General features: G+C 37.4%; 18 protein-coding genes and 1 pseudogene. 5 read left to right on the top strand and 14 right to left on the bottom strand.

Going from position 1 to position 15,187, the window contains the following annotated elements; all coding sequences use genetic code 11:
• Positions 1-96: 96 nt before the first annotated feature.
• The gene (gpr, locus tag ABES03_RS19645) at positions 97-1,221 is read right to left on the bottom strand and encodes a GPR endopeptidase (protein ID WP_430119872.1); all 1,125 of its coding nucleotides are present in this window, start codon (positions 1,219-1,221) and stop codon (positions 97-99) included.
• Positions 1,222-1,443: 222 nt separating this feature from the next.
• Here gpr and rpsT point away from each other — a divergent pair, with 222 nt between their 5' ends.
• On the top strand, positions 1,444-1,704 hold the full coding sequence (gene rpsT / locus ABES03_RS19640) for a 30S ribosomal protein S20 (protein ID WP_430119840.1): 261 nt from the start codon (positions 1,444-1,446) through the stop codon (positions 1,702-1,704).
• Between the two features lie 52 nt (positions 1,705-1,756).
• On the opposite strand, the gene holA is transcribed toward rpsT, so the two are convergent.
• Positions 1,757-2,773 carry a DNA polymerase III subunit delta gene (holA, locus tag ABES03_RS19635; protein ID WP_430119838.1) on the bottom strand — a complete coding sequence of 339 codons (1,017 nt, stop codon included), beginning with the start codon at positions 2,771-2,773 and terminating at the stop codon, positions 1,757-1,759.
• A gap of 305 nt (positions 2,774-3,078) precedes the next feature.
• Here holA and ABES03_RS19630 point away from each other — a divergent pair, with 305 nt between their 5' ends.
• Positions 3,079-3,213 carry a YqzM family protein gene (locus ABES03_RS19630; protein WP_307286666.1) on the top strand — a complete coding sequence of 45 codons (135 nt, stop codon included), beginning with the start codon at positions 3,079-3,081 and terminating at the stop codon, positions 3,211-3,213.
• Between the two features lie 72 nt (positions 3,214-3,285).
• Here the strand turns inward: ABES03_RS19630 and ABES03_RS19625 are convergent, their stop codons facing one another.
• The 3 genes and pseudogenes from ABES03_RS19625 to ABES03_RS19615 form a co-directional block, all read right to left on the bottom strand.
• Positions 3,286-5,613, bottom strand: coding sequence for a DNA internalization-related competence protein ComEC/Rec2 (locus tag ABES03_RS19625; RefSeq protein ID WP_430119836.1), 2,328 nt, complete (start codon positions 5,611-5,613; stop codon positions 3,286-3,288).
• Between the two features lie 96 nt (positions 5,614-5,709).
• Positions 5,710-6,156, bottom strand: a pseudogene (locus ABES03_RS19620) (ComE operon protein 2); the annotation flags it as partial.
• Between the two features lie 73 nt (positions 6,157-6,229).
• The gene (locus ABES03_RS19615) at positions 6,230-6,874 is read right to left on the bottom strand and encodes a helix-hairpin-helix domain-containing protein (RefSeq protein ID WP_430119834.1); all 645 of its coding nucleotides are present in this window, start codon (positions 6,872-6,874) and stop codon (positions 6,230-6,232) included.
• Positions 6,875-6,959: 85 nt separating this feature from the next.
• On the opposite strand from ABES03_RS19615, the gene comER reads away from it, so the two are divergent.
• Positions 6,960-7,781: a late competence protein ComER gene (gene comER / locus ABES03_RS19610; RefSeq protein ID WP_430119832.1), complete on the top strand. Its 822-nt coding sequence runs from the start codon at positions 6,960-6,962 to the stop codon at positions 7,779-7,781.
• Positions 7,782-7,858: 77 nt separating this feature from the next.
• Here the strand turns inward: comER and ABES03_RS19605 are convergent, their stop codons facing one another.
• The 8 genes from ABES03_RS19605 to ABES03_RS19570 are packed head-to-tail and all read right to left on the bottom strand — an operon-like array spanning position 7,859 to position 12,915.
• Positions 7,859-8,605 carry a class I SAM-dependent DNA methyltransferase gene (locus ABES03_RS19605; protein ID WP_430119830.1) on the bottom strand — a complete coding sequence of 249 codons (747 nt, stop codon included), beginning with the start codon at positions 8,603-8,605 and terminating at the stop codon, positions 7,859-7,861.
• Entirely contained in the window at positions 8,602-8,958 is a 357-nt protein-coding gene (gene rsfS, locus ABES03_RS19600; RefSeq protein ID WP_430119828.1) for a ribosome silencing factor, read from the bottom strand. Before rsfS ends, ABES03_RS19605 begins: the two co-directional genes overlap by 4 nt.
• A gap of 3 nt (positions 8,959-8,961) precedes the next feature.
• Entirely contained in the window at positions 8,962-9,528 is a 567-nt protein-coding gene (gene yqeK / locus ABES03_RS19595; protein ID WP_430119826.1) for a bis(5'-nucleosyl)-tetraphosphatase (symmetrical) YqeK, read from the bottom strand.
• On the bottom strand, positions 9,518-10,087 hold the full coding sequence (locus tag ABES03_RS19590; protein ID WP_430119824.1) for a nicotinate-nucleotide adenylyltransferase: 570 nt from the start codon (positions 10,085-10,087) through the stop codon (positions 9,518-9,520). The genes yqeK and ABES03_RS19590 overlap by 11 nt, the downstream gene beginning before the upstream one ends.
• Positions 10,088-10,114: 27 nt before the next feature.
• Positions 10,115-10,405 carry a ribosome assembly RNA-binding protein YhbY gene (gene yhbY, locus ABES03_RS19585; RefSeq protein WP_430119822.1) on the bottom strand — a complete coding sequence of 97 codons (291 nt, stop codon included), beginning with the start codon at positions 10,403-10,405 and terminating at the stop codon, positions 10,115-10,117.
• Positions 10,399-11,238 (bottom strand): shikimate dehydrogenase, encoded by an 840-nt coding sequence (gene aroE / locus ABES03_RS19580; RefSeq protein ID WP_430119820.1) that lies wholly within the window; start codon positions 11,236-11,238, stop codon positions 10,399-10,401. The genes yhbY and aroE overlap by 7 nt, the downstream gene beginning before the upstream one ends.
• 54 nt (positions 11,239-11,292) lie before the next feature.
• Positions 11,293-12,396: a ribosome biogenesis GTPase YqeH gene (yqeH, locus tag ABES03_RS19575; protein WP_430119818.1), complete on the bottom strand. Its 1,104-nt coding sequence runs from the start codon at positions 12,394-12,396 to the stop codon at positions 11,293-11,295.
• Between the two features lie 3 nt (positions 12,397-12,399).
• Positions 12,400-12,915: a YqeG family HAD IIIA-type phosphatase gene (locus ABES03_RS19570; RefSeq protein WP_309860499.1), complete on the bottom strand. Its 516-nt coding sequence runs from the start codon at positions 12,913-12,915 to the stop codon at positions 12,400-12,402.
• Positions 12,916-13,370: 455 nt separating this feature from the next.
• Here ABES03_RS19570 and ABES03_RS19565 point away from each other — a divergent pair, with 455 nt between their 5' ends.
• Positions 13,371-13,511, top strand: a complete 141-nt coding sequence (locus ABES03_RS19565; RefSeq protein WP_430119816.1) for a sporulation histidine kinase inhibitor Sda — start codon at positions 13,371-13,373, stop codon at positions 13,509-13,511.
• Positions 13,512-13,581: 70 nt separating this feature from the next.
• On the opposite strand, the gene ABES03_RS19560 is transcribed toward ABES03_RS19565, so the two are convergent.
• Complete coding sequence (locus ABES03_RS19560) at positions 13,582-14,364, bottom strand: phosphatidylserine decarboxylase (RefSeq protein WP_430119814.1); 783 nt, start codon at positions 14,362-14,364, stop codon at positions 13,582-13,584.
• Between the two features lie 127 nt (positions 14,365-14,491).
• On the opposite strand from ABES03_RS19560, the gene pssA reads away from it, so the two are divergent.
• On the top strand, positions 14,492-15,031 hold the full coding sequence (gene pssA, locus ABES03_RS19555; protein ID WP_430119812.1) for a CDP-diacylglycerol--serine O-phosphatidyltransferase: 540 nt from the start codon (positions 14,492-14,494) through the stop codon (positions 15,029-15,031).
• Positions 15,032-15,187 lie beyond the last annotated feature (156 nt).

The raw sequence follows: 15,187 nt of genomic DNA, 5'->3' as shown, positions 1-15,187 counted from the left end.
AATCTTATGACATTACTAGAATTGGTAGAACCATAAATAACTGCTAAAACCTTTCTAAAAAGGGGCTAATGGTTGAAAACCAAGCCCCTAAGAAAATTATTTTGTATAATATCCGGTATTTTCCTGATCAACTGCTGTATGAAGTGATGAGTTTAAGCCATTTGCAATAAGGTTGGCCATATCTTCAATGAAAACATCAACTTCCTTTGGAGTAACCATTAAGTTATGTCCAATTGGTGCAAGTACCTCATAAATTAACTTCCTTTTCTCATCATCTGGCAGGGTGCCAACGATTCCTAGAAAGGTTTTTCGATGTTTTTCTTCAGGTAAATCTTCCTCGGTTAACTTTCTCTTTTCACCAAAACTCATCCCTGCTGGTGCCAGCGCTCTTGAGGGGCGATTTCCTTCCTTCAGTTCTTTGCCAAAGTGTTTAAGGATATAATCAATCGTATCACTAGTAATGGAAACTGCGTCCACCACCGTTGGAACACCAATAGCTATGACAGGAATCCCCAATGTTTCTTTACTAAGTTCTTTTCTTTTATTACCGACACCTGAACCAGGGTGAATACCTGTATCAGATATTTGGATGGTTGAATTAACCCTTTCAATCGACCTGGATGCTAAAGCGTCGATTGCGATTACAAAGTCCGGTTTTGTATTTTCAACCACACCGAAAATAATATCACTGGTTTCAATCCCTGTTAGTCCCATTACTCCGGGAACCAAGGCACTTACAGATCGATACCCTTCTTCCACATTTTCAGGTTGAAGTTGAAAGAGATGTCTTGTTATTAAAAGATTTTCACAAACCATTGGCCCTAATGCATCAGGAGTTACGTTCCAATTTCCAAGCCCTACAACAAGACACGAGTCTGTTTTCTTAATTCCAGACCCTTCTAGAAAGTGAGCAAATTCCCTAGCGAATATTTCCTCTACCTTCTGCTGTGTCTCTGTGTTTTGCTGACGGATCCCTTGTACCTCTACTGTTAAATATCTTCCTGCTTTTTTCCCGAGCTGTTGCTCTCCTTGTTTCGTTACTTCAACCAAAGAAATTTTTATATCATCAACATCTTTTTCCTTAATTATTACTCCTTCAATTTGTGAAAGGTCTTCCTCTTGCTCGACAGTCCCCTTTCTACCAGCAATCACCATTTCCCTTGCTTCAATGGCCAGATCGGTTCTAACCGAGTATTGACTTAAGTCGATCGATTCACTCATGCTCATGTACATTTCACTCCTATCATGTTCTCCAGAAAATAGAAACTATTTCCTATTTTTGCCCTCTTCACTTCAAAACATGCAAGTTAAATAATTATCACTTTTCATTTGTGTATTGCAATATAGGCTATCGTTTGATAAAATACTTCTTGTTCTGAATTATTATTGATGAATGTAAAGTCGAGTTCATATAGTCTCGATTCTTTGTAGGAGGTGAATGTAATGCCTAACATTAAATCTGCTATTAAGCGTGTTAAAACAACTGAAGCTCGTAATGCTCAAAATACAACTGCTAAATCTGCAATGCGTACGGCTGTTAAAAAAGTAGAAGCTGCTGTTTCAACTAACGACGCCGCTACTGCAAAAGAAGCATTGGTAACTGCTGCTAGTAAATTAGACAAGGCTGCTGCAAAAGGTCTTATCCACAAAAATGCTGCTGCTCGTAAAAAATCACGTCTAATGAAAAAGTCTAACGCTCTATAATATAGCGCAATAAAAAAACGATTCCACTTAGGAATCGTTTTTTTATGTTACTTTATTTTTTCAACCGGAACAAAAACATCTCAATAAGCAAGGATTTGTTCATACCGCCTGTTTTCATTTGATAGTCAGCCTCCGCAAGCCATTCCATCAGCTTAGCTAATTCTTCATCTGTAAATTTATTTGCCTGTCCGCTTGCCAATTTGACACGAAACGGGTGGGTTTTTAAGTAACCAGCAATTTGCTGTTGACCATACCCTCTTCTAGAGAGTTCCTTAACTTGATAAATTAAGCGAAATTGCCCTGCTAGCAAGGCAAGGATTTTAATTGGTTCTTCGTTCTGCTTTAGCAAATCATAATAAATGCGTAAAGCCTCATCCAATTTTCGTTGAACCACTTTTTCAATTAAGGTAAAAATATTCTGTTCAAGAGAACGGGCCACTAATTTTTCTACTAAATCCACATCAATTCTTTTATAATCTGCTGCATACAAAGCCAACTTATCCACTTCTGTGGTTAGCATAAACATATTTGTTCCAACTAAGGCCAGTAATTGATCAATAGCATTAGCCTCTATTTCAATCCCATTTCCTGTTGCACGATCCTTCACCCAGTTTTTCAACTCATGTTCATTTAACTTTTTAGCTTCTACTAATTCTGCGTTTCTCTTCAGTTCTTTCGTAATTTTTTTTCGCTCATCTAATTTTTCATATGGCGCTGAAATAACCATCACCGTATACGGGGCTGGTTCTTTCAAGTAGGCTTCAAGTTTTGTTATATCGTGAACAACCTTTTCCTTCGTTTTCTCCGCAGTTAAAAATACAGGATTATGTAAAAAAACAACTTTTCTTTCACCTAGAAAAGGAAACGTTTCTGCATCCTCCAATGCCACATCAATGGGGGTCTCTTCTAAGTCATATGCAGAAAAATTAAAATCCTTCTCTTCTTCGTCTAATATATGATTAAGAAGAAGTTGCTTTGTTTCATTGATTAAAAATGCCTCTGTCCCATATAATAAATAGATAGGAGCAATTTCTTTTTTTTTGATTCTCCTCCAAATATCCAATACCATTGTCCAGCGCTCCCCTTCATTTCACTCACATCTTATCGTAATGAAGCTTGGACGATTTGACAAGTACTTAAAGGGAATTAGCACTTTACTAATAAGTGCCAATTCCCGATCTATAATGAACGCCTGCAATATTCAGCCCTAGGATCTGTCATTGCGCGGCGGAGTTCCTAACGTAATAATAGTGTAGCCTTAAGTGAATCATACTATTTTGACAACTCTTGTCATTATAGGAAAACGGTAAAGGGAGGCTGGATTTTTTCAGCCAAATAGCTTATACTATATTTTGAAAATAGGAGGGGTAGATTGTGAATCAATTTGAAAAAAACGTGCAAAGCAAACGTAACGACGCTATCGATTCTGGAGTAGGATTTGGGGTTTCTTTTGGATTCTTTGCTTTATTGTTCATTATCGCAACTGTTATTAAGCTTATCGGTTCATAATGAAGGATACATAACGTAATCAAGGACTGCTAGCATGCAGTCTTTTTTTATTTCCTTAGTGAATGCTTTATCTTATGGTAAGAAGGTTGAAAAGGTTCCTTTCTGATTATAAAAACGATACGTAATCGCTCCTTGTAGATCAGTTCGATAAATGGTGGCATTGACCTTTTTTAACCGTTCGAGCACTTCTTGGTGTGGATGACCAAAACGATTTTTTTCGCCAGCAGAGATTAGAACTGCTTTTGGTTTAACTTGGTGAATAAATAAATCAGCACTCGATGTCTTACTTCCATGATGTCCCGCCTTAAGGACATCAATTGTTAGATGTGGATATTTTTTAATAATTTTCTCTTCTCCTTCCTGATCAAGGTCTCCCCCAAAAAACCAATTCCTCCCCCCTAAGTTGGAAACAAAGGCGATTGACCCACTGTTCCTGTCACCTGTAAAATTTTTTTCCGGAGAAAGGATAAAAAATTCAAAATCATCTATATTCCAATGATCCCCTGCTGCAACTTTTATAACAGGTATCCCTTTCTTTGTAGCTATTTTAATGATGTCAAGCTCTGTTTCAGACGGGTCGATGACCGAGGGTATTAAGATTTGTTTTACCTTAAGCTCATTTAAAATAGAAATGGAACCTCCAATATGGTCTATATCTCCATGTGTTAAAATCAGTTTATCAATCCTTGTAACACCTTTTCCTTTCAAGTAAGGTACCACAACATCTTTCCCCACTTCAAAAGGATTTGCTCGCTTCCTCCATTCTTCCACTGAGTATTGCATCGTTCCCCCTGTATCGATCAGAATGGTGCCTTTACGGAAAGGAAGTTTAATTAGTATACTGTCCCCCTGCCCGACGTCAATCATGGTCACCTCCCCATATGGATTGAACCTGTTGGAGCCCATTTGAAGGCTGAACAGCAGGATACTCAACAAAATAAGACGGCTTTTCCCTTTGGATGAAGTAATATGTTCCCAATTACAAAAGATAGCCAAAATAATTAGTGTATCCACAATTAGAAAAATAAGAGTGGGTCTACCAGGTATAAAGCTCCCAAAAGGGATTTTTGCAGCATAATCGATGACTGCATTAAAAAAGGAAATGATTTTTAAAAAAATATTTATAAGAATGGATGGAGTCTTACTAAATAGCAGTTGAACAACAAAGAGGAAGTATAAACCCGGAAGATACACAAAAGAAAAAAGAGGAATATAGAGCATGTTTACTATTATGCCGACTAATGAGAGCTCAAAATAATGATAAAGTAAAAATGGAAAGGCTGCTAATTGAGAAATAACAGACGTAACTAACATCCGTAATAAACTGTGCCGATACATAGAAATGATTAATCCGGCTGACAGGATTATGGCCATGCTTACTGAAAAAGAAAGTTGAAAGCCAACATCAAAAATAATCAGCGGATCCAAAAACACAAAGATGATAAAGGCCAAACATATTGCGTCAATCGGTAAAAGATTAAGTCGATTTTTCAATTTTGTCGTTAGCAGTACAAGGAATATCATTAGGCCAGCCCTAATCACGGATGGAGAGCTCCCTGTAAGGATTACATAAACAGGAATAGCCGCCAAAAGAACATTCGTCATCCACTGCCGTGTGATTCCTACCCGCAATCCCATATAAAAAACACCCCCAATTAACAAGGAAACATGAAGTCCAGAAATCGCTAATAAATGGACGATGCCAGTTTTTTGATAATTGCCAAGCAAGGCAGGATTTAATAAGCTCCTATCACCAAAAATTAAAGCCGCGGACAATGAAGCAATTTCATTAGGGAAATGGACGGTAAGATAACGTGTACCTGTCAAACGAAGTTGTTTTACCATACTAAGTAAGGATGGCGGAAGGGAAGTACAATATTGGAGTGGATTTTCAGTGGATTCAAGTATCCAATGAATGCGCTTATTGGAGAGATATCTACGATAATCAAATCCATTTGGATTTTTTGCCATGGTCGGTTTTTTCAAGGAACCCGATACCCTGCAAACACGACTAAAAAGGCTTTTATTCTGAAGGTTTATTTTTTCATTCTCTGATTTTAATTTGTACCGCATGAGGAGACTCTCATTGTGAAATTTTTCCTTTACCTCTACCTGTAATAAATCGCCATCAATTTTCGGATTTTCAATGTATTCCAGAGTAAAGAGGGTTGTAGATTCAGGTATTAGAGAGTGATTCATTCTTTCACCCCTCATTCCAATTAACAGAGAGAGGGTAAAAATAACCACGAGGAGGACTATTTGTTCCTTCGAAAATCTCTTGTATTGATACAGTAAATACATATAAATGATCGTTAGCAGAAAGAAAGGTAAGAACGATACTAGAGCGCATAGTACGCCAAATAAAGCAGAAAGTGCAATATATATATACTTTCCATTCATATTACTTCTCCAATTTGTGGGGTTGATTTATAGGGGTTCGAGAGGGAGGGCACCGGATATTACCGGCGCCATTAAAAAAAGCTATTGTGTTATCTTTCTAAAGTCGATGACTTGTTCGGTCAGTTCTACTTTTTCAATTTTTACACCTGCTTGCTCAAATAGTTCAATCGCATATGGATGATTTTTATAATCCTCCGCATAATAAACCGTCTTTATGCCGGCTTGGATAATAGCTTTACAGCATTGGAGGCAAGGAAAATGAGTCACATAAATTTCAGCATCAGCAGTAGGTACACCGAATTTAGCACATTGCAGTAAGGCATTCATTTCTGCATGGATCGTTCTTACACAGTGATGATCAATCACGTAGCACCCTTTATCAATACAATGATCCCCACCTGCAATCGATCCGTTGTAACCCCCCGCAATTATACGCTTATCTCTAACAATGGTTGCACCTACAGTAAGTCTAGTGCACGTGCTTCTTAGTGCCAGCAAGTGGCTTTGTGCCATAAAATATTGATCCCAAGATAGTCGATTCACGATTTCCCACTCCCTAGAATAAAAAGTTTATATTTAGTGTAAGGGTACTTGTCCATATAGGTCAATCTATGATTCAATGAACCGCAATTAAATCCTTTAATTTTTCAAAGGTTTTATCCCCAATCCCACTAATATTTTTAAGGTCTTCTACCACCTTAAATGGTCCGTTTGTGTTCCGATATTCCAGAATGGCAGCTGCCTTAGATGGACCAATTCCCGGGAGATTTTGCAGTTCGTTTTCATCCGCTTTATTAATATTAATTTTAGCCTGACCTTCACCGGTACTAGCAATTCCGGTGGAGTTCCCATCCATGGAACCAGCAATAGCAGCAGTTTCCTCACCCTTGGCTGGTACATAGACAACCATTTCATCTACAACATGCGCAGCAAAATTAACTTGGGCTTGGTCAGCTTGCTCCGTTAATCCACCAGCGCGGCTGATGACATCAATGACTCGATCACCTGTACTCACTTGATATACGCCCGGTTGCTTGATTTGTCCTTTTACATCCACCATAATTTTCTCAGTCTTTTCCTTTTGTTCGGGTTGATTATTTTTAATGTTCTCCTGCCCCTTCTCTTTCAACTTGCTTTCCATGGTAAATGTTTCAGTTGCTACAGGTTCATTATCAATGAAGGAAAAATAATAAAAACCACTTAAACCAATAACTATAGCAACTACCATGTAAAACTTATGTTCCAACAACCAGTCTTTCATTAGGATCCATCCTTTCTAAGGTATATTTCACATTTACTTTTCATATGGTTATAAAAGAATATTGCATACGAAGGAGGGTCGGAAAATGAATCTAGGTATCATCGGTACCGGTAATATGGGGAGAATTTTGGTGGAGGCCTTGATTGATAGTAAGGCCATATCCCCTTCTTCAATGATCATTACAAATAGAACGAAATCTAAAGCCATGCTGCTTAAAGATAAATATAGGGAAATTAGGGTTGGGGCAACTCCAGAAGAGGTGGCGGCTCAATCCGATTTGTTATTTATTTGTGTCAAACCATTAGACATTTATAAAATACTGGATGAGATAAACCCTCATTTAAGTAATGAAAAATGTCTTATATCCATAACAAGTCCTGTCAGTACAAGCCAAATTGAAAAAAAGGTATCGTGTTCAGTAGTCCGAGTAATCCCAAGTATTACAAATCGGGCATTATCCGGCGTGTCCTTACTTACCTATGGAGAAAATTGTAGTAACTACTGGAGAGAAAAAATTGAAACTTTAATTACGAAGATTTCGGTACCAGTTAGTATTGAAGAGAACATTACGAGGGTAGCCTCAGATATTGTGAGTTGCGGTCCGGCTTTCTTCAGCTACCTCCTACAGCGTTTCATACAAGCAGCAGTGAAAGAGACGGAAATTGACGAAGCCTCAGCCACTATCTTTGCCAGTGAGATGATTGTAGGCCTTGGTGAATTGTTAAAACAAGGTCATTATACTTTACCATCATTAATAGAAAAAGTTTGTGTAAAGGGCGGAATAACGGGTGAAGGAATAAAGGTATTGGACAATGAACTGGGGAATGTATTTGAACATGTGTTTCAAGCAACCCATACGAAATTCAAAGAAGATCTTGATAAAGTAGAAATGAAATTCTCTAAATAATCATTCGCTAACATTAGACAAATTCCTTCTTAATTTTTAAAAAAATCGCCATCTTCTCTAAAAAAGATGGCGATTTTTTATTTTTTTCGAGCAACAAAAAAAATTCGTTCTGAATGTGACTCTGGTGATTTAGGTTCAAAATCGGCACAAACCTCTAGCAATTCAAAACCAGCATCATGTAACCAATTTGAGTATAGCTCAACAGGATAGGTCCTTTGGTAATGAAACTCATCATACCGGTCATATTTCCCTGACTGTTCGTCTAAAACAAAAAAACTTAAATCATGTTCCACACTATGCTCATGCTCCCCAGAGAAACTATTCCAAATATACGAAAGTCGCTCATCATTTAAAGCAAAGGTTTGGTCAATGAAACCATGTGATATTTTAAAGGTAGAGTGCACGTCAAAAATAAATAACCCATCATGATTTACATGCTGAAATACCGAAGAAAACGTCTCTTTTACTTCCTCTTCAGTTTGCAGATAATTAAGTGAGTCACAAAAAATACCAATCACATCAAATTGACCCTGGCCATCCAAATCAAGCATATTCTGCTCAAAAAAAGGAATTCGAACTCCTTTTTTCTCTGCCTTTGCCTGTGCAACAGCCAGCATATCAGACGATAAGTCAATGCCTGTTACTTGAAAACCTTCATCCGCAAAACGAATGGAGAGCTCACCCGTTCCACAGGCTAAATCAAGCAGGCGCCCCCCCGAAACGTCGTATTTTGCAAGCCGCTCTTTAACAAATCTTACCCATTCATCATAAGGAGCATCCTTCATCAGCTCATCATACAAATAGGCGAATTGTTCATAACTCATGAATTTAACTCACTATGGATATCCTCAAGTGGTGCATCGCCCCATAAGCGTTCTAAATTATAATAGCTTCTTTCCTCCCGATGGAAGACATGTGCTACAACGTCACCTAAATCAATTAAGACCCATCTCGCTTCATCAAAGCCTTCCATTCTTTTTACATCATGGCCGTTCTCTTGGGCTTTATCCTTAATCTCTCTTGCAATTGCTTGAACCTGCTTATCTGAATTACCGTGGCAAATAATAAAATAGTCTGCAATTAAAGAAATCCCCTTCATATTAAGGGCCAAAATATCTTCCGCACGTTTATCATCTGCTGCCTTTACAGCAATTTTTAGTAGATCTTGATTATTCATTGATCAATCCTCCAGTTTATTGACAAGGTCATTGTAAGTATAAAATGTATCAGGGTAAACCTTTTGATTCTTTTTTAGTAAAAATAAAATTGTATTCTGAATTGATTTAACTAAAGCTCGATTTAAATTGTCTTTAGCAAGCTCTCGCACTTCATCCACACCAGGAAAATGACGGCCTGGTTCGATATAATCTGCCAAATAAATGACCTTTTCCAGCAAGCTCATTCCCATTCTTCCAGATGTATGGTAACGGATGGCATCTAGTACCTCACGATCCGTAATCCCTGCTTCTTTCTCTACTAAGTATGTGCCTGCAGGAGCATGCCACAATTCGGAATTATATTCAAGCAAATTCTGGGGAAACCCTTGAGTAGTGATGATTTCCTTCATTTCCTCTTTTGGACGAAATTTTGCATAATCATGAAATATAGCAGCGGTTTCGGCTTTCTTTTCATCTGCACCGAATCTCTTAGCGAGTGTTATGGCTGTTTCCATGACCCCAATGGTATGTTGATACCGGTGCTCGGTTAACTGCACCTTAACAAGCTGTAATGCTTTTTCACGTTCCATATAAGTGCTTCTCCTCAATATATTCAATGACAGCATCAGGCAATAAATATCGAATAGTCTTTCCATTCTTCACACGATTTCTTATCATACTTGATGATACATCCATGCCTGGCACCTCTACATAAAGAACAGGATAATTGGTTTGATGACTATAGGACGGCCTATGTACACCAACAAATTGAACGAGCTTAACAAGCTCATCAATTTGTTGCCATTTCGGTAAATATTCAATCATGTCTGCCCCAATGATAAAGAAAAATTGATGTCCCGTATACTTATCATTGATCATTTTCATCGTATCAATGGTATAGGAAGGACCTTCTCTTTCTAATTCAATCGTTTCTATTTTAAAAGCTGAATTCCCTCGAGTTGCAAGCTCAAGCATCCGAAGACGATCATCATTTCTAACAGAACCGGTCTTTTTCTTATGGGGAGGCTCCTGGTTTGGCATGAACCAAATTTCATCCAGTTCAAGTGTAGAGAGAACCTCATTAGCAATCATCAGATGACCATAATGTGGAGGATCAAATGTTCCACCCAAAATTCCAACCTTCTTCATGCATTCGCCATCCTTTACTACATTGGGTTATGGAAGAGTGATTGTTTTCTTTTCAACAGATTCTTTATACAGGACAATCGTGTTACCAATGATTTGAACAATTTCAGCACCTGTACCTTCAGCTAACTGTTCAGCAACAATGGTTTTATTTTCTTCACAATTTTGCAAGATACTGATCTTAAACAGCTCTCTCGCTTCAAGTGCATCCGATACTTGCTTAATCATATTATCATTGACTCCACCTTTTCCTACTTGAAAAATAGGGTCTAAGTGGTGTGCTTTTGAACGTAAAAAACTTTTTTGTTTACCTGTTAACATGTTTTTCCTCCTAATTGTTTCAACACATTCTCTCTCATTCGTTGGATATCCGGGAGTATTCCTGTCCACTTTTCAAAGGCAAGGGCTCCTTGATATACAAACATCTCAATTCCATTTTGCGTTCGTGCCCCTTGACCATTTGCATCATGTAAAAATTGAGTTGTTAGCGGATTGTAAATTATATCACAAACCATTGACTCTTTGCTTAGATTATTTAAATCTAGAGGCTTTTCATCTAGTCGGGGTGACATCCCAACCATGGTTGTTTGAATGATTAAATCATAATCTTCTATTTGTTTACCGGCTTCGGCAATAGATTTTGCCCTAGACGATATGGTATATGGACAGGCTTCAATCAAGCTCTGGGCTTTCCCCAAAGTACGATTAGTAATGTCAATAACCGCAGGTCGTTCCTTTGCTAAAGTAAAATAAATGGCCCTTGCCGCACCACCTGCACCAATAATTAAGACCCTTTTTCCTTCTATAGAAGAAAGACTTGTATGGAGTCCGCTTAAAAATCCAGGTCCATCTGTATTGTAGCCAATTAATTTTCCACCAGCATTGACTACTGTATTTACTGCTCCAATGCTGGCAGCTAATTCATCTACCTCATCTAAAAAGGGAATAATCTTGCTTTTATGAGGAACGGTGACATTAAATCCACCTGCGCCAATTGCCTTTAATCCCTTAACTGCATCCTGTAGATCCTCTGATTTTACTTGAAAGGGAAGATAATAGGCATCAATATTATAAAACGAGAATAAATCATTGTGCATGATTGGGGACATCGAGTGCCCAATCGGATCGCCCAAAACGGCAAAAAGCTTTTTCACCTTACTTCTCCTCACCCAATTTCTGACTTTGTATCGCATGTTTTACCTAACTATTTAAATTAATGATTTTCGTATTAACGTTTGAACACCCTTAGGAACATAAGCAGCCACTTTTGCCCCAGGCTCGTTGACCGTAATCCAGCCTAACCCTGAAAAAACGATATCTGTTTTAGCTTCCTTCACCACAAACTCTTGTCTTACTAACTCAGGGAAAGAATCAACTTGTTCCGGCTGTGGAGGTGTTAGCATTTCCCCAACATGCTTTTCATAAAGCTCAGAAGCATTTTCTGTTTTTGTCCTATGAATAGTTAATTCATTTGATACATAACAAACAAATGACCTTCTACCACCACTTATATAATCAAATCGTGCTAGGCCTCCAAAGAATAAGGTTTGACCTTCATTCAGTTGGAATACTTTTGGTTTAATCTCCTTTTTAGGAGTAATCACTTTTAAATCCCTTTTATCTACAAAATGAGCCATTTGATGGTGATTGATAATCCCAGGAGAATCAATTAGATACTTTCCATCATCAAGTGGGATTTTGATAATATCCAATGTAGTCCCAGGAAAATGCGAGGTAGTAATGAGGTCCGCTTCCCCTGTTACATCCTTAATAATTCTATTGATAAAGGTTGATTTTCCTACATTTGTACAGCCAACCACATAGACGTTCTTTCCATTTCGCAACTCATCAATAGCTGCGGCTGTTTCTTTTATAAACTGACCTTTTGCTGCACTAACAAGAAATACCTCTTCTGCTCGTAATCCCAGTTCCTTTGCTTCGTTCTTCATCCAGTTAATTAATTTGTTGTGTTTGACTGACTTTGGTAATAGGTCCACCTTGTTACCTACAAGAAGTACCTTGTTATTCCCAACAAATCTGTGTAATCCCGGTAACCAACTTCCATTGAAATCAAAGATATCAACAATCATCACAATAAGGGCATCAGTTTTTCCCATTTCATTTAAAATCTTTAAAAAGTCATCGTCGGTAAGATTAACATCTTGAACCTCATTGTAATGCTTGAGCCGGAAACACCTTTGACAAACGATTATTTCCTTCTCTAAAGCAGAAGATGGTGCATAGCCTATTAATTCTGGATTTTCTGTTTGGACTTTTACACCACAGCCTATACATATATGTTGTTCACTCACAAATTAATCCTCCCATTGAAGCATTCCTTTTTTTCTGAACCAGTTTAAGATCCTTCTCTCAGCAAAACGGTTGAACTTTGTAAAGAAGCCATCGGTTTGTGCAACGGGTACAACTAAAATGGTATGAAAACCACTGCGGTTTCCACCAAGTACATCCGTTAATAATTGGTCCCCGATAACGACCGTCTCTTCTTTTTTTATGCCCATTTGCCTAACTGCTTTGTTAAATGCAGGTCCAAGCGGCTTCCGTGCGCGAAAGATAAACGGAAGGTTTAAAGGGTCAGAAAAGGCCTTTACACGTTCCTCATTGTTATTTGAAACAATGGTTACAAGAATATGATGTTTTCTAATTTCATCAAACCATTTAATTAATTGGGGAGTGGCATTCGGACGATCCCATTCCACTAATGTATTATCCAAATCAGTAATAATCCCTTTTATCCCTTTTTCCTTTAATTGTTCAGGAGAAATATCCAGAATGCTTTTCACATGCTCATCTGGTAAAAATTGTTTTAACACTAAGTTTACACCTCATTATAATTCTTAATTATGAATAACTCTTTCATCTATACTTGTACAATCATAACCAATAATACCCTTTGTTTCAAAAGAAAAATAATCAACGTAATATTCAACAAATTTCGACCCAGTCTAATTTTCCTTGAACTAAAAAACAGCTATTTTCAATGGGTGTGCATCTTTTTAAAAAAAAATAAAAATATTTTTCGACAAACATCTACTTTTTTTCAACCTGTGGATAACCTTATTAACATTATACCCATTGAACTCTTTGAGTTTCCTCAGTTTATAAACAAATTAACCACAACTTATCCACCAGAAGTTGTGGATAAATAGAACGATTGTTCTATAGGGATAAATTTGGTAGATTTAGGGTACACCAATTGAACGTACTATTTTATGTTTAGTTTTCATCAAATAGAACAAATTATTTATTATCGGAGGTGGATTCTGACGTGAGGAAACTGTCAGATGAATTATTAATTGAGTCATATTTTAAAGCAAAGGAATTAAACTTAAGCCAGGATTTTATCGGTCTCATTGAGTCCGAAATTCACCGACGTTCCTTATATAATAAAATAAAGCTCTCTTCCTAAACCTTTTACACTGCCCTATTATGGGCTTTTCTTTTTTTATAAGAATATTCTAAGGCAGAAACCTCCTGCCTTATTTGTTAAATACACCAATCTTTTCTCCAACCTTGATATCTTTTGGTGTTTGAATAGATGCTTCCACTTGGAATGTGTCCTTTTCAAAAAGCAGCACCACCGTTGAACCAAAACTGAAATAGGCCATTTCTCCCCCCTTTTCAAGTTCCGATCCTTTATGCGTTGTTTCAATTGAATTAACAAACATCGCTCCAACCTTTACAATAGCCACATGCCCAAATGATGTTTTTACTTCAGTTATTACCCTATAATTCTTTGCTAGGGTACGAACTCCATATTTTAATCCTAGCTTATTTACTGGATAGGATTTAGACCCTAGTGTCCATTGCTTCGATACAGTGCCATCTACTGGACTGTGAATCCTATGGTAATGACTTGGACTTAGATAGAGAATCATGTATGTACCATTTAAATATTTGGATAAGACTTCGTGATCACCTAGCATTTCTTCGATGGAATATGTTTTTCCTTTTACTAAAATTTCACTTGTCTCATTTATCGGTCCAATATCCTCTATAACCGCATCAACAGGACTGACAACGGTTTGTTCACTTCGGTCAATAACTCGAGCTTCATTTTTTAACGTTCGAACAAATAAATCATGAAGAGTAGGATACTCCGAGACTGACTTTTCCATTTCATCCACATTCAACTGATAAATTCTTGCGAAGGACGGTACAACAAAACGGCTTGCACGTGAACGAGCAAACCTTCTTAAAATGCTGGATGTCCACTTTCCATTCGTTAATTCAATCATGAGACGATATAAACCTTGTATCATCAATCTACCCCCAAATAGTGTAAAAATACTCTTTACGAACTGTCATAAAAAGCTTAGAATTAAATATTATAGAATAAACTAAAAAATTAATTTTCCTTTTGCTAAAGAAAAGGAGTGATGAGGAGCAATGTTTTTGTTGGACGTATTGGACCAAACAATAAAGAAATTAAAATCTCAAACAGCCAATGTAATAACGCTTGCCAATCTATCATTAGGCGGATTTGCAATTATATTCGGACTTCATGGAAATTTAAGACTAAGCTTACTTCTAATTTTTATAGCAGCCTTAGCCGACCGTTTTGATGGTATGATTGCACGAAAGTTTAATATTGAATCAGAGCTTGGAAAACAATTAGATTCCATGAGTGATATTATATCATTTGGAGTGGCTCCAGCACTATTACTATACCAAGGAATTTTACATGAATTTGGTGGACCTGGTTCATTTTTTACTGTTTTTTATATCGGCTGTGGTGCTTTTAGATTAGCTCGGTTCAACATTACAGAGAGTAATGGATATTTTACTGGGTTACCAATTACAGCTGCAGGCTGTTTGGCAACATTAAGCTTTCTAATCATTCCTTATGCGCCAGCTCAAACGTTCTTATTCATTATCATCATTCTATCATTCCTAATGGTAAGTTCATTTAAACTGAAAAAAGTCTAATAATCAACAAAAAGCATCAACCACTTTTACGGTTGGTGCTTTTCTTTTTATAAAATAGCTATGTTAAAGAAGATTGTGATTATTATCTCCAGTTGATTGGAGCGGAAGGCGCGAAGACTCCTGTGGGAGTATGGTTCAGGGGAGACCCCGCAGGCG

Origin of the sequence: Neobacillus rhizosphaerae, assembly GCF_050477885.1 — a bacterium.
GTDB classification, from domain to species: domain Bacteria; phylum Bacillota; class Bacilli; order Bacillales; family Cytobacillaceae; genus Neobacillus; species Neobacillus rhizosphaerae_A.
The sequence above is the reverse complement of the archived record's forward strand: the minus strand, read 5'-3'. Positions and strand labels throughout refer to the sequence as shown.